General features: G+C 69.6%; 25 protein-coding genes and 1 pseudogene. 14 read left to right on the forward strand and 12 right to left on the reverse strand.

The annotated features are described in order from the left end of the window. Nucleotides 1-4: 4 nt before the first annotated feature. The 4 genes from panB to AC1DMN_RS12720 are packed head-to-tail and all read right to left on the reverse strand — an operon-like array spanning nucleotide 5 to nucleotide 3,040. A complete protein-coding gene (panB, locus tag AC1DMN_RS12705; protein ID WP_477229832.1) occupies nucleotides 5-874 on the reverse strand; it encodes a 3-methyl-2-oxobutanoate hydroxymethyltransferase in 870 nt (289 codons plus the stop codon). Continuing rightward, entirely contained in the window at nucleotides 871-1,263 is a 393-nt protein-coding gene (gene panD, locus AC1DMN_RS12710; RefSeq protein ID WP_477229833.1) for an aspartate 1-decarboxylase, read from the reverse strand. Before panD ends, panB begins: the two co-directional genes overlap by 4 nt. Beyond that, on the reverse strand, nucleotides 1,263-2,129 hold the full coding sequence (gene panC, locus AC1DMN_RS12715; protein WP_477384351.1) for a pantoate--beta-alanine ligase: 867 nt from the start codon (nucleotides 2,127-2,129) through the stop codon (nucleotides 1,263-1,265). Before panC ends, panD begins: the two co-directional genes overlap by 1 nt. Continuing rightward, nucleotides 2,126-3,040: a DUF2520 domain-containing protein gene (locus AC1DMN_RS12720; RefSeq protein ID WP_477229835.1), complete on the reverse strand. Its 915-nt coding sequence runs from the start codon at nucleotides 3,038-3,040 to the stop codon at nucleotides 2,126-2,128. The genes panC and AC1DMN_RS12720 overlap by 4 nt, the downstream gene beginning before the upstream one ends. A gap of 282 nt (nucleotides 3,041-3,322) precedes the next feature. On the opposite strand from AC1DMN_RS12720, the gene AC1DMN_RS12725 reads away from it, so the two are divergent. Beyond that, complete coding sequence (locus AC1DMN_RS12725; RefSeq protein WP_477384353.1) at nucleotides 3,323-4,432, forward strand: nuclease-related domain-containing protein; 1,110 nt, start codon at nucleotides 3,323-3,325, stop codon at nucleotides 4,430-4,432. Between the two features lie 33 nt (nucleotides 4,433-4,465). Here AC1DMN_RS12725 and AC1DMN_RS12730 read toward each other — a convergent pair whose 3' ends face one another. The 3 genes from AC1DMN_RS12730 to AC1DMN_RS12740 all read right to left on the reverse strand — a co-directional run bounded on the left by AC1DMN_RS12730 (nucleotide 4,466) and on the right by AC1DMN_RS12740 (nucleotide 6,715). Continuing rightward, nucleotides 4,466-5,038, reverse strand: coding sequence for a PKD domain-containing protein (locus tag AC1DMN_RS12730; protein WP_477229837.1), 573 nt, complete (start codon nucleotides 5,036-5,038; stop codon nucleotides 4,466-4,468). 287 nt (nucleotides 5,039-5,325) lie between these two features. Continuing rightward, nucleotides 5,326-5,901 carry a hypothetical protein gene (locus tag AC1DMN_RS12735; RefSeq protein ID WP_477229838.1) on the reverse strand — a complete coding sequence of 192 codons (576 nt, stop codon included), beginning with the start codon at nucleotides 5,899-5,901 and terminating at the stop codon, nucleotides 5,326-5,328. Nucleotides 5,902-6,142: 241 nt separating this feature from the next. Continuing rightward, nucleotides 6,143-6,715, reverse strand: coding sequence for a TetR/AcrR family transcriptional regulator (locus tag AC1DMN_RS12740; protein ID WP_477229839.1), 573 nt, complete (start codon nucleotides 6,713-6,715; stop codon nucleotides 6,143-6,145). A gap of 120 nt (nucleotides 6,716-6,835) precedes the next feature. Between AC1DMN_RS12740 and AC1DMN_RS12745 the strand changes: the two genes are divergently transcribed. Then, on the forward strand, nucleotides 6,836-7,834 hold the full coding sequence (locus tag AC1DMN_RS12745; protein WP_477384355.1) for an SDR family NAD(P)-dependent oxidoreductase: 999 nt from the start codon (nucleotides 6,836-6,838) through the stop codon (nucleotides 7,832-7,834). Between the two features lie 500 nt (nucleotides 7,835-8,334). Further along, nucleotides 8,335-8,643: a DUF7882 family protein gene (locus AC1DMN_RS12750; protein ID WP_440732943.1), complete on the forward strand. Its 309-nt coding sequence runs from the start codon at nucleotides 8,335-8,337 to the stop codon at nucleotides 8,641-8,643. Between the two features lie 209 nt (nucleotides 8,644-8,852). Here AC1DMN_RS12750 and AC1DMN_RS12755 read toward each other — a convergent pair whose 3' ends face one another. Continuing rightward, the gene (locus tag AC1DMN_RS12755) at nucleotides 8,853-9,038 is read right to left on the reverse strand and encodes a hypothetical protein (RefSeq protein WP_477229841.1); all 186 of its coding nucleotides are present in this window, start codon (nucleotides 9,036-9,038) and stop codon (nucleotides 8,853-8,855) included. A 305-nt stretch (nucleotides 9,039-9,343) separates the two neighbouring features. On the opposite strand from AC1DMN_RS12755, the gene AC1DMN_RS12760 reads away from it, so the two are divergent. Then, nucleotides 9,344-10,048, forward strand: a complete 705-nt coding sequence (locus AC1DMN_RS12760; RefSeq protein WP_477229842.1) for a DUF2786 domain-containing protein — start codon at nucleotides 9,344-9,346, stop codon at nucleotides 10,046-10,048. 41 nt (nucleotides 10,049-10,089) lie between these two features. On the opposite strand, the gene AC1DMN_RS12765 is transcribed toward AC1DMN_RS12760, so the two are convergent. Next, nucleotides 10,090-11,691 carry an APC family permease gene (locus AC1DMN_RS12765; protein WP_477229843.1) on the reverse strand — a complete coding sequence of 534 codons (1,602 nt, stop codon included), beginning with the start codon at nucleotides 11,689-11,691 and terminating at the stop codon, nucleotides 10,090-10,092. 326 nt (nucleotides 11,692-12,017) lie between these two features. Here AC1DMN_RS12765 and purL point away from each other — a divergent pair, with 326 nt between their 5' ends. The 7 genes from purL to AC1DMN_RS12800 all read left to right on the forward strand — a co-directional run bounded on the left by purL (nucleotide 12,018) and on the right by AC1DMN_RS12800 (nucleotide 20,030). After that, entirely contained in the window at nucleotides 12,018-14,345 is a 2,328-nt protein-coding gene (gene purL, locus AC1DMN_RS12770; RefSeq protein ID WP_477229844.1) for a phosphoribosylformylglycinamidine synthase subunit PurL, read from the forward strand. Nucleotides 14,346-14,368: 23 nt separating this feature from the next. Then, on the forward strand, nucleotides 14,369-14,515 hold the full coding sequence (locus AC1DMN_RS12775) for a hypothetical protein (RefSeq protein WP_440732938.1): 147 nt from the start codon (nucleotides 14,369-14,371) through the stop codon (nucleotides 14,513-14,515). Nucleotides 14,516-14,642: 127 nt separating this feature from the next. Further along, nucleotides 14,643-15,671, forward strand: a complete 1,029-nt coding sequence (locus tag AC1DMN_RS12780) for a LacI family DNA-binding transcriptional regulator (protein WP_477229845.1) — start codon at nucleotides 14,643-14,645, stop codon at nucleotides 15,669-15,671. A 228-nt stretch (nucleotides 15,672-15,899) separates the two neighbouring features. After that, entirely contained in the window at nucleotides 15,900-17,279 is a 1,380-nt protein-coding gene (locus AC1DMN_RS12785; protein WP_477384357.1) for an APC family permease, read from the forward strand. After that, entirely contained in the window at nucleotides 17,279-18,883 is a 1,605-nt protein-coding gene (locus AC1DMN_RS12790) for an amidohydrolase (RefSeq protein WP_477229847.1), read from the forward strand. Before AC1DMN_RS12785 ends, AC1DMN_RS12790 begins: the two co-directional genes overlap by 1 nt. 35 nt (nucleotides 18,884-18,918) lie before the next feature. Then, complete coding sequence (locus tag AC1DMN_RS12795; RefSeq protein ID WP_440732934.1) at nucleotides 18,919-19,269, forward strand: TraR/DksA family transcriptional regulator; 351 nt, start codon at nucleotides 18,919-18,921, stop codon at nucleotides 19,267-19,269. A gap of 65 nt (nucleotides 19,270-19,334) precedes the next feature. Further along, nucleotides 19,335-20,030: an SGNH/GDSL hydrolase family protein gene (locus AC1DMN_RS12800; protein ID WP_477229848.1), complete on the forward strand. Its 696-nt coding sequence runs from the start codon at nucleotides 19,335-19,337 to the stop codon at nucleotides 20,028-20,030. Between the two features lie 27 nt (nucleotides 20,031-20,057). Here AC1DMN_RS12800 and AC1DMN_RS12805 read toward each other — a convergent pair whose 3' ends face one another. Beyond that, nucleotides 20,058-20,930: a LysR family transcriptional regulator gene (locus tag AC1DMN_RS12805; protein WP_477229849.1), complete on the reverse strand. Its 873-nt coding sequence runs from the start codon at nucleotides 20,928-20,930 to the stop codon at nucleotides 20,058-20,060. 87 nt (nucleotides 20,931-21,017) lie between these two features. Between AC1DMN_RS12805 and AC1DMN_RS12810 the strand changes: the two genes are divergently transcribed. Then, nucleotides 21,018-22,247, forward strand: a complete 1,230-nt coding sequence (locus tag AC1DMN_RS12810; RefSeq protein WP_477384359.1) for an MFS transporter — start codon at nucleotides 21,018-21,020, stop codon at nucleotides 22,245-22,247. 34 nt (nucleotides 22,248-22,281) lie between these two features. On the opposite strand, the gene AC1DMN_RS12815 is transcribed toward AC1DMN_RS12810, so the two are convergent. Next, a complete protein-coding gene (locus AC1DMN_RS12815) occupies nucleotides 22,282-22,566 on the reverse strand; it encodes a hypothetical protein (RefSeq protein ID WP_477229851.1) in 285 nt (94 codons plus the stop codon). A gap of 288 nt (nucleotides 22,567-22,854) precedes the next feature. On the opposite strand from AC1DMN_RS12815, the gene AC1DMN_RS12820 reads away from it, so the two are divergent. Continuing rightward, complete coding sequence (locus AC1DMN_RS12820; RefSeq protein WP_477229852.1) at nucleotides 22,855-23,784, forward strand: hypothetical protein; 930 nt, start codon at nucleotides 22,855-22,857, stop codon at nucleotides 23,782-23,784. 4 nt (nucleotides 23,785-23,788) lie between these two features. Further along, nucleotides 23,789-24,802 (forward strand): Gfo/Idh/MocA family protein, encoded by a 1,014-nt coding sequence (locus tag AC1DMN_RS12825; RefSeq protein WP_477229853.1) that lies wholly within the window; start codon nucleotides 23,789-23,791, stop codon nucleotides 24,800-24,802. Nucleotides 24,803-25,376: 574 nt separating this feature from the next. Here AC1DMN_RS12825 and AC1DMN_RS12830 read toward each other — a convergent pair. After that, a pseudogene (locus AC1DMN_RS12830) lies at nucleotides 25,377-25,850 on the reverse strand (histidine phosphatase family protein); the annotation flags it as partial. Nucleotides 25,851-25,859 lie beyond the last annotated feature (9 nt).

The following is a 25,859-nucleotide window of genomic DNA, read 5'->3' on the forward strand; positions in this document are numbered from 1 at the left end:
GTCGTCACCGCGCCGCGAGCAGCTCGCGCAGCCGGGCGGCCTCCTCGGCAGGCATCGAGTAGGTGTGCTCCGGCGCCGGGTACGCGCGGTCGCGCACCTCGTCGGCGTAGGCCGTCACACCGTCGATCGCCGCGGTGCGCAGGTCCGCGTACCGCTTGACGAACTTCGCCGCGCCGCCGTCGTAGATCCCCAGCAGGTCATGGAAAACGAGCACCTGCCCGTCGGTGTCGGATCCGGCTCCGATCCCGATCACCGGGATGTCGATGAGCGGCATGAGCGCGGCGGTGACGTCGCTCGGCACGGCCTCGACCACGAGCAGCGCGCAGCCCGCGTCCTGCAAGGCGAGGGCGTCGTCGATGAGCGACAGCGCCGCATCAGCCGTGCGGCCCTGCGCGCGGTAGCCACCGAGCGACGTCGCCGTCTGCGGGGTGAGCCCGACATGGCCGACGACGGGGATCCCGGCCTCCACCAGCGCCCGCGCGCGCTGCACCGAGGTGCCGCCGCGCTCGATCTTGACGAGGTCGCAGCCGGTCTCCTTCACGAAGCGCTGGGCCGTGGCGAGCGCCTGCGCGTCGGAGGTCTCGTACGACCCGAACGGCAGATCCGCGACGAGCAGCGGCTTCGTGAGGCCGCGTCGAACCGCCTTGGTGAGCATGATCATCTCGTCGACCGAGACCGGCACCGTGCTGTCGTAGCCGAGCACCGTCATCGCGGCCGAGTCGCCCACGAGCACGATGTCGACGCCGGCCGCCTCGACGATCTGCGCACCGGGGTGGTCATAGGCGGTGACCATGACGATCGGCTCGCCCGCGGCCTTCTTCGCGGCGAGGTCGGCGAGGGTGAGCCGGCGGGTGGGTGCGGTGTGCGCGCTCATCGCGCGATTCCCGTCAGCAGCTGATCCACGGCGGAGTCGACCTGAATGATCGCGTTCGCCCGGTCGACATGCACCACGGACGGCGCGTAGGTGGAGAGGTCTTCGGCGGAGTAGTCGGCGTACGAGATGACGATCACGGTGTCGCCCGTGTGCACCAGCCGGGCGGCGGCGCCATTGACCTGGATCACTCCGGATCCGCGCTCTCCCGCGATCGTGTACGTCTCGAAGCGGGATCCGTTGTCGACGTCGACGACGTGCACCTGCTCGTGCGGGAGGATGTCGGCCGCCTCGAGCAGATCGGGATCGATCGTGATGGATCCGACGTAGTGCAGGTCGGATCCGGTGGTCGTCGCGCGGTGGATCTTCGACTTCAGCATGGTGCGTCGCATCAGGCGTCGCCTCTCCTGTCGGCAGAACGGAGGATGTGGTTGTCGATCAGTCGCGCGGCGCCCACGTTCGCGGCGACCGCGAGCAGCGCCTCGCCATCGAGGCGTACGAYGGGACGAAGGGTCTCGGTGTCGCGGAGCTCGAGGTATTCGGGAGTGATCCCGGCATCGGCGAGGATCGCACCGGCGGCAGCGGTGATGGCGCCGGTGCCGCGCTCTCCCGTGTCCGCGAGGGCCTGCGCCGCATCGAGCGCGCGGTTCAGCGCGGTCGCCCGCCGCCGCGCCTCGGGGTCGAGGTAGACGTTGCGCGAGCTCATGGCCAGCCCGTCGGCCTCGCGCACGATGGGGCAGGCTTCGATCCGCACGTCGAGGTTCAGATCGCGCACGAGCCGGCGGACGACGAGCACCTGCTGCGCGTCCTTCTGCCCGAAGTAGGCGACATCGGGAGCGACGATGCCGAACAGCTTGGCGACGACCGTGGCGACCCCGTCGAAGTGATGCGCACCACGGCTCGCGCCGTCGAGCACGTCGGTGATGCCGGCGATGTGGATCGTCGTTGCGAAGCCGTCGGGGTAGATCTCCGCAGGCTCGGGCGCGAACAGGATGTCCGCGCCCTGCTCGTCCGCCATCGCGGCATCCCGGGCCTCGTCGCGCGGGTAGCGGCTGAGGTCTTCGTTCGGGCCGAACTGCGTCGGGTTGACGAACAGCGACACGACGACGAGGTCGTTGTTCTTCCGGGCCTCCCGCATCAGCGACAGGTGCCCGGCGTGGAAGGCGCCCATGGTCGGGACGAGTCCGACGGTCTTGCCGCCGCGCTTGGCCTCACCCACCGCCGCGCGGACCTCAGCGATGGTGCGGATGATCCTCATGCGCGGGTCCCCTCGGTCGATGGGTTCTTCCCGCCCATGGTCGTTGACCGCACCGAGCCGACCGCGCCCATGGTCGTTGAGCGAGCGAAGCGAGACGAAACGCGGTCCCGCTGGTCCGCACCCGGGGTCGTTGAGCGAGCGAAGCGAGACGAAACGCCGTCACCTTCGGGATCGGCGAGCGCGCGGGTCTGCGCAATCAGCGCATCGACGACCTCTAGAAGCTCCGGGTTACGCGCCGCGATGGCCGCCCGCTGTCGAGCAACAGTGTCCTCGTCACCGCGGGCGATCGGCCCGGTGAGCGTTTCCGCGGCGCCGCGATCGGCCCAGTTCTCGACGGTCTGCCGCACGAGTGGCGCGAGGATCGCGCGTGCCTCACCCGAGGGGATCCCCACAGATCCGGCGACCCGCTCGGCTGCGTCGAGCACGGCGAGGAGCAGGTTCGACGCGATCGAGGCGGACGTGTGATACCCGGCACGGTGCGCATCGACGACCTGGAACGGATGCGCACCGAGCGCGCGAGCAACGCTCTCCGCCGTCGCGAGCGCCTCCGGCGTACGCCCGTCGATCGCGGCGCCGATGCCGTGAAAGACGCTGGGCTGCTCGGATCCCGTGAAGGTCTGCAGCGGGTGGATGCTGAAGTCGACGTCGTCGAGCCCCGTCGCTCCGGAGACGTGGCCGACCAGCCCCGCATGCGGACGCGTTGCCAACGCAGCAACGTGGATCGCCGCATCGGGCACGCACAGGATCGCAATGTCGACGGCCGGCACGGCATCTTCACGGCCGAGTGGTCCACGCACGTCGAACCCGGCCTCCGTCAGCGCCCGCGCCAGCACGCCGCCGAGGCGTCCGACACCGACGACGGCGATGCTGCGGTCGGAAGCCGCAGTCGCATAAGAGGAGGTCGAGTTCATTGTTGGACCCGGTCGGGATCGACGTCCGGGACGGGTCGAGTATCCGCCCACGGCGGGATCCTGGCCAAATTGGAGATCAGACTGCTCGGCCAAACATCCAGATAGATTGTCTTTATGAGAAGAGATGTAGCTCTCTGGCTGGACTAACGATCTGCAGGCTTGAAGTACCGAGCTATCTGCGTGAGGGATCCCCATCTCTCGACCTCTTCGAGGAGTCGGGCCATCTGCGCCACGCGCGGGCGACGCGCCGGGAAAGTCGGCGGCCGCTGGTTGGCTGGATGGATGGAGATCTCCACGCTGGTCCTGCTCGTCATCGTCGCCGTGCTGCTGGTCGCGTTCGCGCTCACGGCGTGGGTTCTGATCAGGCGCRACCGCCGCACGAGGGACGAGCTGCAGCGTCGCTACGCCGACGAGGAGACCTCGCTCGTCGAGCGACAGGCCAGCGCCACACGCGAGCTGCAGAGCACCCACAGCGAGACGCTCGCCACGCTGACCACGCGGCATGATGCCGAGATGACGCAGCGCCTGGAGGCGCACGAGGAACAGGTGCGCGCACTCACCGCGGAGCGCGATGCCGCGATCGCGAACGAGGAAGGATCCCGACGGCTCGCCGGGCGCGGACTGCGCTGGGAGCTCGCGTCACGCGAGGTGCTCGTCGACGCGTGCGAGGCGGCCGGGCTCGACGCGATCGTCGCGACGAACATCGTGTTCTCGCCGAGCGACGAGGGATCCATCGCACCGTACTGCGCACAGCTCGACCACCTGGTGATCACCGAGAAGGCGGTCGTGCTGGTCGACAGCAAGAACTGGAAGGGCCTCATCCTCGACGGCAAGAAGCCGTCCTCACTCGCGGGAGCTCTCGGGGTGCTGTTCGATGAGAGCACGCTGCCGACATCGTTCGCGATCGCGGTGTCGCGGGATGGCAGCGAACGCCTTGACGTGCGCACATTGCTCGGGGCTGACTCCCCCGCCTCACAGGTGCGACGCCAGGCTCGCCGCTTCTATCAGCACCTGTCCGCACGACACGGATCCGCGCCCTACCTGCAGACCTGCGTGTTCTACTCGCACCCTGACGCGCGCGTGTGGACCGGAGGTCTCGACGAGACGGCGAAGGCGCAGCCGACGCGGATCGCGTCTGTCCGAACCATTCAGAAGGCGCTCCTCGATGCGCAGACGGGTGGGCCCGCCGGACCCTCGTCGCACCAGCTCACGCAGCTCGTCACGACGGTGCGCGAACTCGGCGCCGACCTGCACGGTACAGGACGCTTCGCCTCGGAGTTCCGCAGCTCGGTGCCGCTGAACTTCCGGATGCCCGCGCGCGGGAACCTCTCCGCCCAGGCCGTGTCCTCCGACGGCCCGCGGATCCGGGAACGGCGCAGCGAACGGGTCTGACGCGGGCGGTATCGACGGCGGCTCTGTTTCGAGTCAGCAGCCAGGCGCGCTGGGACGCTCCAGGCAGGTGCCCTGAACAAGGGCCGTGTGCGCCTTGACGACGCGGATCTGCTGGCTGGCAGGCGGGCCGTTCAGCGTGCCGTTGATCGGGATCCAGCCGGCGCCGAGGTCGACATCCGCGGCGTAGGTAACTGTGACGGTGACTGTGTAGGTGCCGGGCTGCTTGTAGACGTGACTCGTGTCGGTGGGCGTGAACTGCGCCTGACCGCTCGCGTCCCAGGCCGTGCCCGGCGTCGTGCTCGTGCGCTGCTCGCCGTCGCCGTAGTCGAACGCGTAGCTCACGGGCGTGAAGCGGATGGTGAGCGCCCGACCGAGGATCGCGCCCGGGACCGTCTCGGTCTTGGCACTGCTGAGGAAGTTCGCGGGGAGTCCGACAACGGCGATGTTGTCGGGTTCGCCGGCGACGGTGGCGTTCGTCGGGACGAAACGCGCGAGATCGGTGACGGTGGCGCTCCAGCCGGGGACCGTGGGAGCCGGTTGTCCGTTTGCTACGCCCAGGGGTGCGAGAGAGCGGCAGAAGGCACTGGGCGGGCCCGGTGTAGCCATGCAGATCTCGCGGGGAGAAGGTTCGGTGGTTCCCCTGCCGCCTGAGCCGCCAGGTCCACCGGAACCAACCTCGCCGTCTTCGGACGGAGTGCCACCTCCACTGTTAGTTTCGGTGTCGCCGACGGTGACCCCGCTGGGATCGGCGCCGCAGAGACCAGCAGCAATCTCGTCGGTGCTGCAGGCAGGTGGCGGATCGGCGGCCGCACCATCTGGGCCGCCGAAGAGGTGCATAGGGATCATCAGGCCGGCAAGTAGAACAACAAGGACCAGCCGAGAACTCGCCGTTCTCAAGGGAGGCATGCGTGGTTCCCTGCCACGGCGCTCGTGATTTCAAGATGATCGCCCTGCCCTGTCATGACGACGTTGAGAGCCACCAAATCAGCGCGGGTCGAAGGCGTCACATCTGCACCTGACTCGTCAATCACATGACTCTCACTGACATCAATGCACAAGTCGACGCTTACCTGGTCGCGTGCTTTGTCGTATCCAATTGGATGAAAGGAACTGACCCGGTTCGGACCCACGATCTTCAGGTGTTTCTCCTTGAACGATCGTTGCGCATTGATGTCGTCCTCGAGCGCCTGGCCGGAGAGAAAGCTCTGTGGATCGGTGTTCGCTTGCCCCTCCCGACGTTCGTTGCTCGCGTCGTTGTAGTCCCGGTACACCTGTTCCGCGGCTTTGAATGCCTCTGCCTCGCTCGTGAACAGCGGAGTCGGGGTGGGCTTGGGAGCAGGGCCAGGCGTGCAGCCGGCGAGGCCGACCGCGGCGGCGACGAGCACTACGGCGATGCCCGCTCGCAGCGGCTCCATGAGGCGGCCGGCACGACCGGCCGTCGTCACGAGAGCGCTACGTCGAAGTTTCACTCCCACACCGTAACCGGATCGGGGGCGTCTCCGGGGGAGTTATCCACAGGCGCAACCACGGAAGGGTGCCGCGTTTCGTCTCGCTTCGCTCGCTCAACGACCAGCGGCAGGCAGACCCGGCGCCGCGTTTCGTCTCGCTGCGCTCGCTCAACGACCCCAGCGGAGCGAGAACTCAACGACCCCAGCGGAGCGAAACCTCACCGGCCAGCGAAGGAAGTCGCCGACGACCCCGAGGATCGAATCAGCGCGCCGCGATCCCGCGCATCACCAGGTCGACGAGCCCGTCCACGCGATCCGCCGTCAACGGCCGGCCGAGCAGCGCCGCGTACGAGGTCGCCGCGACGAACTGGTCCGCGACGGCAGTCGGATCCACGTCGGCACGCACCGTTCCCGCCTCCTGCGCGCGGGTGACCCGCGCGACGATCCACGACACGATCGGATCCGCGAATCGGTGGTTCAGGGCCTCGCCCAGCTCCGGATCCGTGGCGGTCACCGCGATGAGCGCGCGGGCGAGCTCCACGTTCTCGGTACGGGACAGATGCTCGCCCGCGGTCGCGAACCATGATCGCAGATCCGCGGCGAGATCCGACGAGAACGGCAGGTCGACGTCAGCACCGGGCAATGCGCCCTCCAGCAGCGCCTCGCCGAGGATCGCCGCCTTCGAGGGCCACCACCGGTAGATCGTCTGCTTCGAGACACCAGCCTCGGCGGCGAGCCCCTCGATGGTCACCGCGTTGTAGCCGTCCGCGGCGAGCGCGGCGCGCATCGCCGCCAGCACCGCCTGGCGGGCGTTCTCACTGCGGGGACGGGGCACCCTCCGAGAGTAGCGAGGTATACGCTCCTCAATAAGTGGACGCACCGTTGCGAAACAGATCACAATCCGAGGTGAGCGTCGCAACACCACCGGATCCACGAGCTCACGAAGGAGACACACATGGCCCTGACCGCGAATTCCTCCATCGGCGACTGGCTCGCCGATCCGACCGGCGGCGAGCTGATCCGCGGGCTACTGGCGCAGTCCGGAGCGGACGCCGACTCGCTCACCCCCGTGCTCGGCCTGCCCCTGCAGCAGCTCGTCGTGATGAGCCAGGGCGCCATGCCGCAGTCCGTGGTCGACGACCTCGTGCGGGCGGCGAACAGCGGCGAGATCCCCGAGGACGCCGCTCCGACCGGTTGGATCGAGCAGACGACCCCCGACCGCTTCGCCGGCAAGACCGTCATCGTCACGGGCGCCGCGTCGGGTATCGGCAGGGCCACSGCSTCCCGCATCKCCCGCGAGGGCGGYCGYGTCATCGCSTGCGACATCGCSGCSGACAAGCTCGACGCGCTGGCCGCGGACCTCCCCGGCATCGTGACGGTCGCCGGCGACCTCACTCAGCAGGACGCGATCGACCGTGTCGTCGCCGCCGCAGCAGGCGACCGCATCGACGGCCTGGCGAACGTCGCCGGCATCAACGACGACTTCTCCCCCGCCGGCGAGACGCCCGACGCCGTGTGGGACCGCGTGATCGCGATCAACCTCACCGCKCCGTTCAAGCTCATGCGCGCGGTCCTCCCGATCATGGAAGCTGCGGGGCGCGGATCCATCCTCAACGTCTCGAGCGAGGCCGGCCTGCGCGGCAACGCGTCGGGCAACGCCTACACCGCCAGCAAGCACGGCATCATCGGCGTCACGAAGTCGGCGGCCTTCATGTACGGCCCGAAGGGGATCCGCGTGAACTCCGTCGCCCCCGGAGGCGTCGCGACGGGGATCCCGATGCCCCCGCACATGTCCGAATACGGATCCGGTCGGCTCGCGCCGTTCCAGCAGGCCATCCCGACCGTGGCGACCGCCGAGAACCTCGCCGCCTCGATCACCTTCCTGCTCTCGGACGACGCCGTGAACATCAACGGCGCGATCCTCGCTTCCGACGGCGGATGGTCGGTGCAGTAGCGCGCCAAGGGACCGCGAGGGAGGACAGAGCCCCGTGGCGGTCGGCTGCTGTCGCGCGCTACTTGCGGCGCCGCACCACCAGCACGATGAACAGCGCGACGAAGACGGCGACAAGCGCACCTGCGGTGATTCCCACGGTTCCTCCCCGGCGACGCGCCCCAGACGGGCTGCGGGCTTGGATTCTCGCACACGGATGTCAGCGCGGACCAGCCGCGGTCGTGCCGCGCGTAGCCTGAACGCCGCGCCCGGTCAACCCCCTTCGCGGCCCGATGGATCACGGCTAGCGTCGTGCTCGTCACCGGGAGATGGACACAGGAGGGAAGTTCCGGGCGCATGCGGGATCCCCAAGGCTTCAGGACTCCCGCCAAGCCGCGGAACCCCGAGGCCCCGGGCCGGATAGCCACCGGCCCGGGTCCTCGCCGGTCGACGGCCGCCGGATCATCACCGCGATCTTGCGCGTCAGCCCCCAGGATCCGATCGAAAGGCGTAGCGTCCGGAGCATGGCAACCCTCTATTACGGCGGATCCGAGCATCCGATCGAGATCGAAGACGTCGCCCTCGCCCACCTGAAGATCGTGATCGCGACGAAGCTGCGCCGCAACGAGAGCTTCACGCTGTCCTGGCGCCACGACGGCACCCAGCCCCTCGGGCGCTCCACGATCTGGTTGCACCCCTCCATCCCGCTGCGGTTCGAGTTCACGGATCCGACGCCGCCCGAGATCGACCCGCGACGCGTGCAGGCTTACGCGAACTCGGCCAACACCTCCGGCGGTATCCTGCTCCCCGACGAGGCCACGCTCGACCTCTGACGCTCGAGGATCCGCCCGAGCGCGAGATCGCCGGCCGTCGTGCACGCCCCGCAGCGATCCACGGATCCGGATCTCCGGGCATCCCGTGCGTTCGTTCGTGGATCCATTCAGCGCACCAGACGCTCCTGTAGCGGCCCACAGCTGCCAGCCGCCAGCTGCCAGCGCGGGCGCGCGGATCACATCCGTGTCGACGGGTGGCACGGCTCGGGTCAGTTCTCCTGGGGGTCGGCGTCGGTCTCGGCCGCGATGCGGTCGGCTTCGGCGCTGTCGATCTGTTCGTCGTTCCGATCCGGGTCGAGCTTCTCGTGGCCTTCCGGATCCTCCACGAGAGGCGGGTCGGAGAGCTCATCCTCCGGATCCTCCGGGACCAGCGGCATCTGCGGGTTGTTCGTCATGGCGCGCTCCTTCACATCGGGGAGTCTCGGTCTGAACCGCCGTCGGGTGACGGACGGGCTCCGGGTACACGGCACACGCTAGGCCGGCAGAACGCCGGCGTCTGCTGGCTTGTCACCGCGCTTCCGGCGTGCTAGCCGCGGATGTGCAGGGCGCGGTTCAGGCGGTTGTCGTAGGGATGCGCCGGATCCACTCGATCCGCGCCGTCCCTGTGCGGAACTCGTTCGGCACAGGTTGCGTGCGGTCGCCGTCGCACTGGGGGAGGTCCCGCGGAGGATGCCGAGACATCCGATACGGAGGAGATGACATGAGCGACCGCAAGCTCGACCTGATCATGAAGCTGCTGGCGAAGGCCGAGAGCACCACACCCCAAGAGGCGGAGGCGCTCACCGAGCACGCCGAGCGTCTAATGCTGAAGTACGGCATAGAGAGAGCGCGCCTCGACGCTCGACGAGCCCTCCACGGAGACGCGCACGAGGAGATCGTGCGCGAACTCATGCTGTTCAGCGGTTCCTACGCCCGAGACATCCGCGAGCTCGGCGCGGGAGTCGCCGTCGCCCTCGGCACCGTGCGCCCGCTCTTCGGCGCGTCCGGCGGAGACTGTACGCTCTACCTCGTCGGCTGCGCGTCGGACGTGTCGCAGGCGCGGATCCTGATCGCCAGCCTGCAGGTGCAGTCGATGGTCGCGATGCGGCACTGGTGGACCGCCGAACGCGACCGCTACCCCTGGTTCGACGACACCGTGCGACGGCGTGCACGCAGCGGTTTCGTGCGCGGGTTCGGCGTCGGCGCCGCAGACCGGATCCGCGAGTCCCGCGCGGCTGTGATCGAGGAGTCCGGCACCGGCACTGAGATCATGCTGGCCTCGCGTCGCGAACGCGTGGACGACGCCGTACGCGAGATGAACACGCGACGGGCGCGCTCCCGCGACGGCGCCGACCCCGGATCCTTTCTCAGAGGACGCAGCTCGGGCCGAGAGGCGAACGTCGGCGGGCGACCCGTCGCGCCGTGAGGGGCCAGACCGTGAGGGGTCGGGCGGGAACCAATCGGCCGTCAGCCGCCGAGGCCGTCGTCGAAGACCTGCAGCGCCGAGGTGTCGTTCGTGGCGTCGGTGCGCGTGAGGCGCTTGCCGCGGAAGAAGTCCGGTGAGACCTTCGCCTGGACGAACATGAGGATCACGCCCAGGCCCAGCACAGTGACGCCGATGATCCCGACCAGGCCTATGCCGCCGATGTTGCTGCCGGATCCGGCTTCCGGATCCATCGCGTCGATCGTCGTCTTGACGAACACGATCAGCAGCAGGATCCCCCCGAGGCCGGGCAGCACGATCTTCATCATGATCGATCCGAAGCCCTCGCGGATCGCCGCCTTGCGGAAGTACCAGGGGCTCGCGAGCGCGGTGACGCCGTAATAGAAGCACACCATCATGCCGAGCGCCGTGATCGTGTCCCACAGCACGTCCTCGCTGATGAAGCGCATGACGGCGTAGAACACCGAGGCGACGATCGACGAGAGCAGCAACGCCACGTGCGGCGACTTGTACTTCGGGTGCACCTTCTTCAGCGACGCGGGCAGCGCGCCGTAGTGCGACATCGCGAGCAGGGTGCGCGCGGGCGAGATCGCCGTCGAGTTGATCGACGCCATCGCGCTGACCAGGATCGCGAGCGAGAGCAGGATCGCGGCCGGGCCCATGACCGGATGCGCGAGCGCCGCGAACACGTTCTCGATGATCTCGGAGTTGCCGAGACCGGTGGGCCCGTCGCTGAGACCGGCGAACGCGACGGTGGCCGTCGCCGTACCGACGTAGAGGACGACGAGGATCGCGACGAGGATCGTCGCCGCCTTGCTCTCCGTGGAGAGGCGCCCCTTCGACGGCTTGGTCTCCTCGCCCATCGTGAGCACGGTGTCCCAGCCCCAGTACACGAAGATCGACACGGCGATGCCGGCGGCGAACGCGCTGAAGCTGGACACCTCGAACGGGTTGAACCAGCTCAGCTCGGGCAGCTTCGCCTCCTTGTTGGCGGGGTTCGCCGCGCCCACGAACATCGCGATCACGAACCACACCATCACCGCCATCTGGAAGATCACGGTGATGTACTGGAAGATCTTCGTCGAGGTCATGCCTCGGTACGAGATGAGCGTCGCGAGAGCCATGAACCCCAGGCACACCGCGATGTTGATGAACTTGTTCGCGGCGAGGTCGGCGATCGCCGGGTTGCCGACGGCGATGCTGATCGAYTGGAACAGGAACTCCACGGCGATGCCGGCCAGATTCGACAGCACCAGCACGGTCGCGGCGATCAGGCCCCAGCCGGCCATCCACCCGATCCACGGTCCGAAGGCGCGGGTGGCCCACGTGAACGACGTGCCCGAGTCGGGCATCGCGGAGTTGAGCGCGCGGTAGCCGAGCGCGACGAGCAGCATCGGGATGAAGCCCATGAGGAAGATCGCGGGGGTCTGATAGCCGACCTCGCTCGCGGCGGGTCCCACCGCGGCGGTCAGCGTGTAGGCCGGGGCACACGTCGAGATCCCGATCACCAGACAGCCGAGCACTCCCACGGTGCCCGTCGGGAGGCCCTTCTTGCTGATGCCCGTGACCGAGTCGAGCGTGCGCGTAGCCGGATCCGGCGCGCCCTGGTCGTACTTCACACTCATGCGATTTCCTGCTTCCTGCGCTCCGTCGCACGGCCGCCCCGATGGCAACACGGTGTCCGGCAACGCTGCGCCCCGCGTCAATTCTATGGGTGGGCTGAAAGCGGCGCAGGCTCGGCCGCTTCGAGCAGGTGGCCCGGGCGCTCTCAACGGGTGACGATCTGCACATCCTGTGACGATCAGCACACGTTTCAGCCGGATCCGGTGTGCTGATCGTCGCATCCTGTGCAGATCGTCGCGGCGAAGCCTCCCGAAGCACGCGCGGATCCGGGCCGTCGACCGCCGGTAGACTGGACCCTGCCCCGCCTCCCCTCGCTCCAGGAGCCCGCGTGACCTCTCCGAACACCCCCACCGACCACGTCCCCGACTCGGTCGCCAACGCAGAAGCGACGCCGGAGAAGGAGCAGCCGTACGCGGCGCTCGGCCTCAAGGACGACGAATACGCGCGGATCCGCGAGATCCTGGGCCGCCGCCCCACCTCGGGCGAGCTGGCGATGTACTCGGTGATGTGGAGCGAGCACTGCTCCTACAAGTCCTCGAAGAACTACCTGCGCCGGTTCGGCCAGAAGGTCTCGGACGAGATGAAGAAGCGTCTCATGGTCGGCATGGGCCAGAACGCGGGCGTCATCGACGTGGGCGAGGGCTGGGCGGTCACGTTCAAGGCCGAGTCGCACAACCACCCGTCGTTCATCGAGCCCTTCCAGGGTGCCGCGACCGGCGTCGGCGGCATCGTCCGCGACATCATCTCGATGGGCGCGCGCCCCGTCGCCGTCATGGATGCCCTCCGCTTCGGCGCGATCGACGACCCCGACACCGCCCGCGTCGTGCACGGCGTCACCGCCGGCATCAGCTTCTACGGCAACTGCCTCGGCCTGCCGAACATCGGCGGCGAGACGGTGTTCGACGCCGTCTACCAGGCCAACCCCCTCGTGAACGCGCTCGCGGTCGGCGTGCTCCGCCACGAGGACCTCAAGCTCGCGAACGCCACCGGCGTCGGCAACAAGGTCGTGCTCTTCGGCGCCCGCACCGGCGGCGACGGCATCGGCGGTGCGTCGATCCTCGCCTCCGACTCGTTCGACGAGAAGGGCCCGACCAAGCGCCCCGCGGTGCAGGTCGGCGACCCGTTCGCCGAGAAGGTGCTCATCGAGTGCTGCCTCGAGCTGTACCGCGACGAGCTCGTCGAGGCGATCCAGGATCTCGGCGCGGCCGGCATCTCCTGCGCCACGAGCGAGCTGGCCGCGAACGGCAACTCCGGCATGCACGTGTCGCTCGACAACGTGCTGCTGCGCGACCCCACGCTGACCGCTGAGGAGATCCTCATGTCGGAGTCGCAGGAGCGCATGATGGCGATCGTCGCGCCCGAGAAGCTCGACGCGTTCATGGCCGTCGTGAAGAAGTGGGACGTGGAGACCTCGGTCCTCGGCGAGGTCACCGGCGACGGCCGCCTCATCATCGACTGGCAGGGTGAGCGCATCGTCGACGTGGATCCCTCCACCGTCGCCGTCGACGGCCCGGTCTACGACCGCCCGGTCGCCTACCCCACCTGGATCGACGCGCTGCAGGCCGACGCGGCGGAGCTGCTCCCCCGCGACAACGACCCGGAGGCGCTGAAGCAGCAATTCCTGGCGCTGCTGGAGAGCCCCAACCTCGCCGACACCCGCTGGATCACCAACCAGTACGACTACTACGTGCTCGGCAACACCGCCCTCGCCTTCCCCGACGACGCCGGCATGATCCGCGTCGACGAGGAGTCGGGCCTCGGCTTCTCGATCTCGACCGACGCGAACGGCCGCTACAGCCAGCTCGACCCCTACGCGGGTGCGCAGCTSGCTCTCGCCGAGGCGTACCGCAACGTCGCTGTCACCGGCGCGGAGCCCACCGCGATCACCGACTGCCTCAACTTCGGCTCGCCCGAGAACCCCGAGGTCATGTGGCAGTTCGGCCAGACCGTCGACGGCCTCGCTGACGGCTGCTTCGAGCTCGGCACCCCGGTCACCGGCGGCAACGTCTCGTTCTACAACCAGACCGGCGACGTGCCGATCCACCCGACCCCGCTGGTCGGCGTGCTCGGCATCATCGACGACGTCTCCCGCCGGATCCCGTCCGGCTGGCAGGACGAGGGCCAGAACATCTACCTGCTCGGCACCACCTCGACGGAGCTTTCCGGATCCGCCTGGGCCGACGTCATCCACGACCACCTCGGCGGCCTGCCGCCCAAGGTCGACCTCGCAGGCGAGAAGCGCCTGGCCGGCCTCATCGGCGCCGCGCGCGACGAGTGGCTGATCTCCTCGGCGCACGACCTCAGCGAAGGCGGCCTCGGCCAGGCGCTCGCCGAAGGCGTCATGCGTTTCGGCGTCGGCGCCCGCGTGTGGCTGACCGAGCTCATGGAGCGCGACGGCGTGGACGCTGCGACCGCGCTGTTCTCCGAGTCGGCCGGCCGCGTGATCGTGACCGTTCCCCGCGAGGACGACGTGAAGTTCCAGGGCCTGTGCGAGGGCCGGGGCTACCCCGTGCTCCGCATCGGCGTGACCGACAGCGCCCCGCAGCTCGAGGTGCAGGACGTCTTCACCGTCTCCGTCGAGGAGCTGCGCGCGACCGCCCAGGCGACCCTGCCCGCCGCGTTCGGCCCGACCGTCGCCGAGCCGATCGGCGCCTGACGGCCCGCGAAGCGAGGAAGCTCATGAACAGCACCCCCGAGGAGACCGAGGACCTCTCGATCTACAGCGCTCGGCGGCAGCGCCGGATCCGCATCACGGCCTGGGTCGTGATCGTCGCACTCATCCTGGTGGGCGGCGGATCCGCCTTGCTCACGGTGCTGCTGGGCTGAATCCGGCACTCCGCGTGCACGGCGTCGCTGCGACGTGCGCCCGGCTCGCTCTGCCCCGCACAGCGGGCGGCGCCTCCTACCCGCACAGCGGCGGCTCCCCCTGCCGGTACAGAGTAGGTTCGAGAGCATGCGACCCGACCGTGCGGTGACACTGCAGGACATCGCCGATCGCCTCGGCGTGTCCCGCTCGACCGCGTCGTTCGCGATCACGGGGCGCGGCCGCGTGTCGGAGGAGATGCGCCGTCGCGTGCACGAGGTCGCCGATGAACTCGGCTATCGGCCGAACACCGTCGCCCGCAACCTCAAGGGCTCGCGCACGGGTATGCTCGCGCTGCACATCCCGCCCGACAGCACCACGATGTCGTACTACATGGAGGCGACGTTCGGCATGGTCGAGGAGGCTGAGCGCACGGGCCTCATCGTCTTCATGCTGCCGTCCGGCGAGCGACCGGAGGGTTACGACCAGCTGCCCGCCGACGCCGTGATCCTGCTGGATCCCGCCATCGACGATCCTGCAGCGCGCACCCTCCTCGCCGGCCGGGTGCCCGTCGTCACCGGCGAGCGCGTGCCCGAGGGGCTGCCGGCCGCGCGCGGCGAGGTCACCAGCGACCACGTGCCGGCCGTCCGCGAGCTGATGGCGCATCTGCACGAGCGAGGGGCGCGGCATCCGGCGATGGTGCTCCCCGACCTGCAGAGCGACTGGGCGTTCACCGTCCGGGATGCTTTCACCGACTGGTGCACCGAGCACGGCATGCAGCCCCGTACCGTCACGCTGCCGCACCCGACGGCGCCCGAGATGATCCACGCGGCGGTGGCCGAGCTCGTGCGCGACGTCAACGACCCGGTCGATGCGATCCTCGCCGTCTCCGACGGCACGGCGCTCAGCGTCGTCACCAGCGCGCAGCGGCTCGGCCGCCGCGTCGGCGAGGATCTGCTCGTCGCCGCGCTCGTCGACTCCGAGGTACTCGCCCTGGCGCAGCCTTCGGTCACCGCGATCGACCTGCATCCGCGCGAGTTCGGTCGGCGGTGCGTGCGCGCCGCCGTAGCGGTGATCGAAGCCGCCGCAGGTGATGACCGCACGGTGCGCGAGCTGGTGCCGATCTCGGTGCAGCGCCGGGCGTCCACCCGCGGCCCCGTCGTGGCCCCGTCCTCCTGATCCGAGGCCCTCTGACGCAGAGCCCTGGGGACCTCGGGACCCCGGGGCGCTCACCCTCGGCCGCTCAGCCCGCCCGATCCGTATCCACGATCCGCAGCTGAGCCCAGACAAGTACTTGCGCTTGCTTTATCGATATTGCTACTCTGGCGGAACCGACGGATTCCCTGCCGCCGACACGACGACGACGTCGATCCCCCCACCCGCAACGCCCGCGGAACAGGAGCCCCCATGACTCACCCCGCCCCCGGCGAGCCGCTCGCCTCGCCCACGGAGCTCACCGCCCAGGTCACCGAAGGCCGCTTCAAGAGGGTGCTGGGCACACCATCCCTCGTGCTGTTCGGCCTCGTCTACATGGTGCCGCTCACCGCGTTCACGACGTACGGCATCGTCACCCAGCTCACCGGCGGGCGCGTGCCGATCACCTACGTGATCACCCTCGTCGCGATGGTGTTCACCGCCCGCTCGTACGCGCGGATGTCGGTCGCCTATCCGTACTCCGGATCCGCGTACATCTACACCCAGCAGAGCTTCGGCGGCGCGATCGGCTTCCTCGCCGGATGGGCGCTGCTGCTGGACTACCTCTTCCTCCCGATGATCAACTACCTGATCGTCGGGCTCTACATGAACCAGACGTTCCCGTCGATCCCGAACTGGGTGTGGATCGTCGGTGCGATCCTGCTCGTCACGGTCCTGAACGTGATCGGCATCGTCTCGGTCGCCCGCGCCAACTTCGTGATCATCGCCGTGCAGACGATCTTCATCATCGCGTTCGTCGTCTTCGCGATCGGATCCGCCACGGGCCACCACGTCGACCCGCTGCTGCCGTTCCGCGGCGACGGAACCGTGACCGGCCTGGGCCCGCTGTTCCAGGGCGCCGCGATCCTGTGCCTCTCCTTCCTCGGCTTCGACTCGGTCTCCACGCTGTCCGAGGAGGCGAAGGACTCCACCCGCACCGTCCCCCGCGCGATCATGATCACCACCATCACCGCCGGCGTGATCTTCATCCTGCTCGCCTACTTCTCGCAGTGGGCCTTCCCCTCGAACAAGTTCACCTCGCCCGACACGGCCAGCATCGAAGTGGTCGCCTCACTCGGCCAGCAGTGGCTCTCCGTGCTGTTCATAGCGGGCTTCGTCGCCGGCGGCATGGGGTCGGCGCTGACCTCGCAGGCATCGGTCGCCCGGATCCTGTTCGCCATGGGACGCGACGGCGTGCTGCCGAGCGCGATCTTCGGAAGGCTGAACAAGCGCTTCGGCACCCCGGTCATCCCGATCCTGATCGTCTCGGTCGTCTCCCTGTACGCCGCGTTCGCGGATCTSCTCACSRTSTCGAACATGATCAGCTTCGGSGCSCTCATCGCGTTCTCCTGCGTGAACCTGKCGACGTTCAAGCACTACTTCRTCGACCGCGGTGAGCGCAGCGGATGGCACGCGGTGAACAACCTCGTGCTGCCCGGCATCGGCTTCGCCCTGACGGTGTGGCTGTGGACGAACCTCACCGGCATGACGTTCGTCGTGGGCCTCTCCTGGCTGGCGATCGGATTCATCCTGCTCCTCATCGTCACGCGGTTCTTCCGCCGACCCACGCCGACCCTCGACCTGAAGGAGTGATGGTGGTCGACACGATCGTCATCGGAGCGCGGGTGCGCTCGCTCGCATCGGAGACCGGAGAGGACACCGACGCCGTCGCCATCACCGACGGCCGGATCACCGCCGTCGGGCCCAGATCCGAGATCCTCCCTCTCGCGGGAGCGGGCACCGAGCTCATCACCCACGCGAGTGCGACGATCATCCCCGGTCTCGTCGATGCGCACAGCCACCCGATCTACAGCCTCGGCATCGTCCGCGGACTGTCTCTGACGGGCGTGCACACCTATGACGAACTCGTCGCCGCTCTCGAGCGGGGGCGCGACGAGCAGGCCGGGGCGGAGTGGTTCCTCGCCTGGGGCCTCGATCCGACCGCGTTCGAGGGCCGCCCGATCGGCAACGCCGCCCTGCATGAAGTGCTCGGCGCCGACCGCCCCGCCTACATCAAGATGTTCGACGCGCACTCGGGCATCGCCTCGGCGGCCGCCCTCACCCGCGCCGGCATCGACGCCCCCGTCACCTATCCGGACGGATCCGGTGCCGCGGGCGATGAGGACGGCAACCTCACCGGTCACCTGATCGAGTTCCCGACCATGGAGATCCTCGAGCGTGCCCTCCCCGTGCTCGGATTCGCCGACCGGGTCGCGCAGCTTCATCGCCTGCTGTCCGACATGGCCGCAGTCGGCATCACGGCGGCGCACGTCATGGACCTGCAGGACGAGGACGCGCTCGACCTGCTCGCCGCGATCGAGGCGACCGGCGATCTCCCCGTGCGCCTGCGGATCTCCCCCTGGGTCACGCCCGAGACGACGGACGACGAGGTCGCCGCACTCATCGCGCTGCAGGGCCGGGGCGGCCGGCGCTACGTGGTCGAAGGGGCGAAGTTCTTCATCGACGGCACCGTCGAGGGCGGCACCGCGTGGTTGTCTCGGCCCGACGCTCAGGGCGAGGGGCTGTCCTCGGCGTGGACGCCCGCCGAGGCCTACGCCGAACGCGTGCGGCAGTTCGACCACGCAGGGGTTCCCACCGCGACCCACGCGATCGGCGAGCAGGGGATCCGCTTCGTCGCGGAGACGCTGGCGGCCCTGCCCAAGGGCGGCGTGCCGCATCGCATCGAGCACATCGAATCGGTCGAGGACGACATCATCACGTTGATCGGCACCCACGGCATCGTGGCGAGCATGCAGCCGACGCACTGCACGCACCACGTGCGCAGGGACGGCTCCGACGACTGGTCGCGACGTCTCGGCCCCGAGCGGGCCGCTCGTGCGTGGCGCACCGCCGACGTGCGGCGCAGCGGAGCGGTGCTCGCCCTGGGCTCGGACTGGCCGGTCGCGGCGTTCGATCCGTGGGAGATCATGGCGGACGCCCAGGGGCGCCGTTCCGTCGCGGTAGCGGGCTCCGCACCCGTCGGGCCGGAGCAGGCGCTCAGCGCCGCCGAGGCGCTCGAGGGGTACACGTCGCATGCGCACCGTGCGGTCGCCTCCGATGGCGGACGGCTCGTCCCCGGCGCACCCGCGGATCTCGTCGTGGTCGACCGCGATCCGCTGGACACCTCGCCCGAAGAGCTGCTCGGAGCGCGCGTGCTGCTCACCCTCGTCGACGGGAAGCCCACCGCCGGGCCGTGAGGCGGATGGTCCGCGGCAGGTCTAGAGTCAGCCGCATGGCCTCCGATCCCCGCGCTCTGCTCGAGGAGCTCCGCACCGCGGCGGCGACCCAGGTCACCGAGGCCGACGCCGCGGTCCGAGAGCTCCTGCACGACCGGGAGGGCTCGAACGACGACGACGAGCACGACCCGGAGGGCGTGACGCTGTCGTCCGAGTGGTCCCGCCTCACGGGGATCGCCGATGCCGCGGCTGCGAAGCTGCAGCAGGTCGACCACGCGCTCGCGCGCCTGGACGCCGGCGCCTACGGCATCTGCGCCTCATGCGGCCGGCCGATCCCCGCCAGTCGTCTCGAGGTGCGCCCGTTCGCCGAGCACTGCGTCGCCTGCGCCGAGCGCCTCGGACGCTGAGGGACGCCGCCGCGTCCGGGGCCGCGGGAACCGGATCCGGGTCCTTCCCCCACCAGAATGGATCCATGACCGCCGACGCCGCCGCTCTCGCCCGTGCCCTCGCCTCCGGCGCCCCGCTCACCTGGGTGCTGACGGGAGACTCGATCACGCATGGCCTGGTGCACACGCAGGGCGGCCGCACATACGCGGAGCACCTGCACGAGATCGTCCGTGGCGAGCTCGGCCGGGTGCACGACGTCGTCATCGACACCGCGATCAGCGGCTGGCGGATCGTGCAGCTCCTCGACGACTTCGACCGCCGGGTCGCCACGTGGCGTCCGCAGGTGGTCACGCTCATGATCGGCACGAACGACTGCTCCGACGAGGGCGCGTTCCCCGTGATCACGCCCGACGAGTTCGCGGCGTCGCTGACCGAGTTCGTCCGGCGTGTGCGCGAGCTCGGTGCGATCCCGGTGCTGCAGACGCCGCCGGCCGTGGACGTGCCGAACGCTCCGGAACGCGGTCGCATCGCCGCGTTCGCACAGGCCGTCCGCGACGTCGCCGCTGCCGAGGACGCGATGCTCGTTGACCAGTTCGCCCGTTTCGCCGAGCTCGGCAACGGCGGGGTGCCGTGGGGGCTCATGAACGACCCGTTCCACCCCAACGCCACCGGACACCAGGCACTCGCGCTCGAAATCGCCGAAACCCTGGGACTGGACCCGGTCGCTTCCCGCGTGCTGCCGAAGCTCCGCGCCGACATCGCCGCGGGCCGGCTGAACTGAGCCGAGCGCACCCTCGGTGCACCCGCTTCATCGGTAGGCGGCGAGGAACTCCTCGATCAGCGCCGCTGCCGGGGCGCTGGGCTGGCGGGGGCTGATGATGCTGAGGTCCCAGTCGATCTGCTCGGCGAGCGCCACCGACACGACGCCGTCGACAGGCGTGATGAGCAGTTCCGGAAGCACCGCGATGCCGAGGTCCGTGGCGACGAACACCGGTATTGCACTCGTCTCCGTCACTTCGGCGCGGATGTCGCGGACGATGCCCCGTGCGGCGAGTGCGGAGTCGAGGACGTCGCGATTGCCGAATCCGGCGGGCGTGTCGACGAAGTGCTCGGCAGCGATCTCTGCCAGGCCGATCTCCGCGCGCCGAGCGAGCTCGTGGTCCTCGGACAGGATGACCCGGTACGGCGTCGTCGCGAGGCGATGCACGGCCAGGCCGGGAGCGGCCGACGCCGGAAGGCCGAAAAGGCTGAGATCGACCCGACCCCGTCGCACCGACTCCAGCAGCTCGCCGGATCCGCCAGAGGTGCCGCGCAGACGGAGTTCCACCAGTGGATTCGCACGGTGGAATGCTCCGATGACGCGGGGAACGGCCATGGAACTGATACTCGTGAACATGCCCATGCGCAGGAGCCCGCGCAGTTCCCCGCGCGGATCCGCCGCCGCCCTGGCGCGGGCTTCGGCATCGGCGAGCTCGCGCAGCACGGGGAGGACGGCCTCGCCGGCCGGGGTGATCCGCACTCCGCGTTGATCGCGTTCGAAGAGCGCGGCGCCCAGTTCCTTCTCCAGCGCGCGCACCCCCGCCGAGACGGTCGACTGCCCGGCGTACACGCGCTGCGCGGCCCGGGTGAAGCTCAGCTCGTCGGCGACGGCGATGGCGTACTCGGCCTGACGGGTGTCCACGTGACCTCCTCGCCATCGATCAGAGCGATGACAGTGATCCATGATAATCGTTGGACTCGATGACGCCCGAGGGAAAGCATGGAACCCGTGACCACCTCGACAGCATCCCCTTCCCTCGTCTCCGCCCGACGACTCCCGCACCACGCCGGCTTCTGGATCATCGCCGTCGCGTTCCTCACGGAGATGGCGTTCTGCGCGATCCCCACACCGCTGTACGCGATCTACCAGCAGCGCGACGGCTTCCCGACGATCGTCCTCACGGTGATCTTCGTCGCCTACGCGGTCGGCGTGATGGTGAGCCTGTATCTGGCGGGCCACGTCTCCGACTGGCTCGGCCGCCGTCGCGTGATCCTCGGATCGCTCCTGATCAACGTGCTCTCCGCCGTCCTCTTCCTCGTATGGACGGACGTGACCGGCCTCATCGTCGCCCGCTTCGTCTGCGGGCTCGGCGTCGGCATCCTGACCGCGACCGCGACGGCGCACCTCTCGGAGCTCGGCGCCGCCGCGGGACGGTCCGAGGGACGTTCGTCACTCGTGTCGACGTTCGCGAATCTCGGCGGAATCTCCCTCGGGCCGCTGGTGGGCGGCGTGGTCGCCACCTGGGCCGCGCGTCCTCTCGTGACTCCGTATGCGATCTTCGCCATCCTCCTCGCCGTGGAGGCGGTCGTCGTGGCCTTCGTGCCGGAGACCGTCGAACGCCGCGAGGAGCGGCCCGCCTACCGGCCGCAGCGCGTGGCCGTCCCGGCGGCGGGGCGGCCCGCCTTCTGGTCGGCCGCGGCGGCCGCCTTCGGGGCGTTCGCGGTCTTCGGCACTTTCATGGGCCTCTCGTCGACATTCCTCGGCCGGGTGCTCGGCGTGCACTCGCCCCTGCTGGTGGGCGTCGCGCCGTTCGTCCTCTTCATGGCTGCCGCCGCGGCGCAGATGCTCACGACGAAGGTCCCGGCGCGGGCGCAGCTCATCAGCGCGATCGCCCTGGCGGTGCTCGGTCTCACCACGGTCTCAGCGGGTGCCGTGCTCACGTCCCTGGCACTTTTCTTGACGGGAGCGGGCATCACGGGCGCCGGTGTCGGGATCCTGTTCCGCAATGCGCTGACCACCGCGGCGTCGGCGGCCATCCCGGAACGACGAGGTGAGGCGCTCGGGGCGATCTTCCTGATCGCCTACGCGGGCATGACCCTTCCTCCTCTGCTCGCGGCGGGTGCCCTGAGCATCTGGACCCCCGTGTCAGTGCTCATCGGACTCAGTGCCCTCGCAGGTCTGCTCGTGGTCGTGTCCGGCGGGAGGATGCTGCGCCGCTCGACGCCGACAGCGGCGTGATCGGTGCGTGCTCGACCGCCCCGGCGAACTCCTGTCACGAGGCTCCATCTCGCACGCTGACGCGTTCTCTCATGCGGCGCCGGAGCGCGACGAGGTAGGCGCGGCCGAATTGAATGCCGTAGGTGATCTCGCGGTCGGAAGCGTCCGAACCCTCCGGAATGCTGCGTGCGCCGACGGCGACTTCCGCCAGCATCGTCGCTGCGTCATCGATCGGTCGACGCACGTGGAACCAGCTCGCGCCAGACTGCAACGCGGCGTCCGAACGCGCCGTCGCTTCGTCGAGCAGCGCCGAATACCATCGATCGGACTCGTGGGACACTGACCGCCTCCTCCAGGATGACTGCGGGCATTCATCAGGAGAGACGGGCGAAGCGGGCTTCGATTACGCGACAACACCGATCCTTCACCCGTTCTTCGCCGCCGCTTCATCCTGGCGCGAGCGGCGCCCGCGGCCGGCGATCGCGCATCCGTCCCGGAGCGAGGCTGCCCGCAGCGATTGCCCGTCAAGCACCCGTCTGTCGGACGCGGCAGGTCGCGCGGCGCACCCCGCAGCGCTCGAAAAGCACCGATGACGATCCGCAGCGGGGCGCATAGGCTGAGGGGCATCATGCAGGAGTTCTGGGACGGTTTCTGGACGTTCGCGCAGCACTATTGGTGGCTCGTGTTCCCGCTCATGGGCGTGGCCGGGGGCATCGGCCGACGGTGGCAGGTGCTGTCGCAGCAGCGCCACAAGCAGAAGCTGGAGACTCTGCGCCTGAAGGGTGAGATCAAGGCCGCCCAGCTCGCCGCCCGCGGCCAGATCGCCCCGCAGCTTTCGCCGCGGGCCGCCGCGCAGCAGCAGGCGAACTCCTCGAAGGAACTGCTCGAGCGCCTGTTCGCCGAGCACGACGGGATCACCGCCCGCTGGCTGGACTACGAGCTCGACGTCGCGAAGATGATCGCATTCCCGGCGATGAGCGACGGACGCCAGCCCCTGACCGCGGCGTTCCTGCGGGCGAAGAAGATCGCCGACGCGCTGCGGCCGAGCTCGGCCGAGGCGAAGGTCGCCGAGCAGCAGGTCACCGAATACCTCGACGCGGTCGGCAACTACGCGGTCGCGTTCGAGATCGCGGAGAAGGACGCCCGCCGCCTGCGCGACTCCACCTTCACCGACGACGAGCGCAAGCGTCTCGAACGCGCGCAGCACATGCTCAAGGTCGCCGTCGACCAGTCCGCCACGCCCGCCGAACGACAGACGGCATACCGCCGCGTACGCGAGGAGCTGGACGGCCTCATCGACCTCTCGGACGCCGCCGTGGAGAACCTCGAGAAGAAGGTCGCGCTGCAGCTCGAACCCGGTCGCGCTCCCGAGCCCGTCGCCTCCGCGGACGCGGAGACCGAGACGGATCCGGCCGTGGTTTCGGCGTCGACCCCTCACGCGGACCCGAGCGTGCAGGCGGATCCAGTCCCCGTCGCGGATCCGATCCCGGCGCGCGATCCGCTCGCGGCTCCGGATCCCCTGCGTCAGGCCGCACCGCTGACGAACCCGGAGCGCTGACCTCGTGACCGTCCCGGACGCGCCGCTGCGCGTCGGCCTCATCGGCGCGGGCGGGATCGCCGCATCGCATCTGGACGCCTGGCAGGCGCTCGGCGCGGAGTGCGTGATCTCCTCGCGCACCCGCCCCGAGTCCCTCGCCACGCGGTTCGGCGTGGAGATCGCGGACGACGTGGACGCGCTCATCGACCGGGTCGACATCGTCGGGATCCTCGCTCCCACGCCCACGCACTCCGACCTCGCTCTGCGCGCGATCGCCCGCGGCCGCCACGTGGTGTGCGAGAAGCCGCTCGCGGTGAGCGTTGCCGGGGCGCGGCATATGGCCGGCGCCGCCGAGGCCGCGGGCGTGCGCCTGTTCCCCGCCCATGTCGTGCGGTACTTCGCGGCGTACCGGCGGATCCAGCAGCAGGTCGCCGCCGGCGGGATCGGCGCGCTGCGGTCGCTGCGGCTCAGCCGCTCAGGAGCGGGACCGACAGCGGGATGGTTCTACGACGAGGGCGCGGGCGGCGGGCTGATCCGCGACCTGCTCATCCACGACATCGATCAGGCGCTGTGGCTCGCCGGGCCTGTCGTCTCGGTCTCCGCGCGGCAGGATCCGCCGAGCGTCGACGGACGGTTCTCGGCACCGGTCACCGCTGTGGTCGAACTCACCCACGCGAGCGGCGTGACCACACGCATCGACGGCGGCTGGCTGGGTGAGGGCGCGCCGTTCCGCACCACGATCGCGGTGGTCGGCACCGAGGGGACGCTCGCGCACGACAGCGCCGCGGATGCCGTCACCGAGACCGCCGCGTCTGCGCCCGGGGACGCCGGGCCGGCTCCGTCGGTCGAGTCCGGTGCTGGCTACCTCCCGCCGCAGACCGAGGATCACCCGTACCGCGCCCAGATCGCCGACTTCGCCGACGCGATCCGCACGGGAGGGCAGGCCCGGGTGACCCCGGCCGACGGCATCGCCGCAGTCGCCGTCGTGGACGCGGCGTATGCGTCCGTCGCCGCGGGCGGTGCGGCCATCCCGGTGTAGCGGGGCGCCGGCCGACGCCGGATCCCCCGGCGCTGCCGTCCTCCGGCGGTGCTGTCCCGGGCGGTCGCGCACGTGGTGCGATGCCGGATCCGCGTTTCCCCCCTCGCAGCGTGATTACCAACCCAGACAGAAGCCCAAAAGGGGTGGTGAAGGCGCCGTTCTTGTAGACGACCTTGGTCACGCCCAGGTTCGGCACGCCCGCCGGCGGCATCGCCGGGGTGGCGCCGGTCGTGTCGCGCATGTCCGGGGCCCCGGCGAAGCACGAGATCGACAGGCCGCTCGAGACCACGAACACCGTCTTGTCGTTCTTGTCCACGGCCTTCGCGGCGATCTCGGTCAGCGCCTCGGTCATACGCGCGTCGACATCGGTGCAGTCCTCCGCGGGAAGGCCGAGTTCGGGCGCGTCGGCGACGGCCTTGATCGCCGCCATCATCCCGTACAGCCCGTGCTGGGCGATCGCGATGCCCTGCATCGTCTGCCATCCGCCGTTCTGGCCGTTCGCATCGGCCGGCGCGAGCGGGGGCGCGGAGTGATCGATCGTGTAGCCGAGGTGCTCCACGGCCGCCGTCCACAGCTCCTTGTTCTCCTTGCCCTCGTACTTGCCGAAGTTCACCTCGCGCAGCCGGGCGTCCTGGGTCACGGTCAGCTTCGACTGGCCGGCACCCTGGAGCGCGTAGGTCGCCGTCTCGAAATGACGCTTGCCGTCGGCCGAATACGCGGCGGAGAAGGGGCCCACTGCGGCGCCGAGATTCGCGCCGACGGCGACCGCGAGCGGGCGTCCCTCATCGAGCTTGCCGACGGGCGCCGTCGCGACCGGCTTCGTGCCGACAAGCAGGGGCGAGTCCGACCAGCCCTGCACGGTGTCGGTCTGGTTGAGGATCGTGCGACCGTGCCTGGTGAGATAGATCGTGACGACGCGGTCGGCCTTGCTGTTGCCGGCCCCGACGGCGGTCGACGGCGACGCGGCGGCTGCCGAGACGGCGGTGAGGGTCGTCGCCGCGAGGAGTGCCGCGGTGACCGCCGCGACGCGGATGATGCTCTTCTTCATGGTGCTCTC

Source organism: Microbacterium sp. 01T413_2 (genome assembly GCF_056398985.1).

What these genes read in the sequence shown, in the direction of transcription:
- AC1DMN_RS12720 (WP_477229835.1), bottom strand. Translation starts at nt 3,040, where the DNA reads ATGAACTCGACCTCCTCTTATGCGACTGCGGCTTCCGACCGCAGCATC.
- panB (WP_477229832.1), bottom strand. Translation starts at nt 874, where the DNA reads ATGAGCGCGCACACCGCACCCACCCGCCGGCTCACCCTCGCCGACCTC.
- AC1DMN_RS12760 (WP_477229842.1), top strand. Translation starts at nt 9,344, where the DNA reads ATGAGCGACCGCAAGCTCGACCTGATCATGAAGCTGCTGGCGAAGGCC.
- AC1DMN_RS12790 (WP_477229847.1), top strand. Translation starts at nt 17,279, where the DNA reads ATGGTGGTCGACACGATCGTCATCGGAGCGCGGGTGCGCTCGCTCGCA.
- AC1DMN_RS12780 (WP_477229845.1), top strand. Translation starts at nt 14,643, where the DNA reads ATGCGACCCGACCGTGCGGTGACACTGCAGGACATCGCCGATCGCCTC.
- AC1DMN_RS12750 (WP_440732943.1), top strand. Translation starts at nt 8,335, where the DNA reads ATGGCAACCCTCTATTACGGCGGATCCGAGCATCCGATCGAGATCGAA.
- AC1DMN_RS12730 (WP_477229837.1), bottom strand. Translation starts at nt 5,038, where the DNA reads ATGGCTACACCGGGCCCGCCCAGTGCCTTCTGCCGCTCTCTCGCACCC.
- AC1DMN_RS12800 (WP_477229848.1), top strand. Translation starts at nt 19,335, where the DNA reads ATGACCGCCGACGCCGCCGCTCTCGCCCGTGCCCTCGCCTCCGGCGCC.
- AC1DMN_RS12820 (WP_477229852.1), top strand. Translation starts at nt 22,855, where the DNA reads ATGCAGGAGTTCTGGGACGGTTTCTGGACGTTCGCGCAGCACTATTGG.
- AC1DMN_RS12775 (WP_440732938.1), top strand. Translation starts at nt 14,369, where the DNA reads ATGAACAGCACCCCCGAGGAGACCGAGGACCTCTCGATCTACAGCGCT.
- panD (WP_477229833.1), bottom strand. Translation starts at nt 1,263, where the DNA reads ATGCGACGCACCATGCTGAAGTCGAAGATCCACCGCGCGACGACCACC.
- AC1DMN_RS12795 (WP_440732934.1), top strand. Translation starts at nt 18,919, where the DNA reads ATGGCCTCCGATCCCCGCGCTCTGCTCGAGGAGCTCCGCACCGCGGCG.
- AC1DMN_RS12755 (WP_477229841.1), bottom strand. Translation starts at nt 9,038, where the DNA reads ATGACGAACAACCCGCAGATGCCGCTGGTCCCGGAGGATCCGGAGGAT.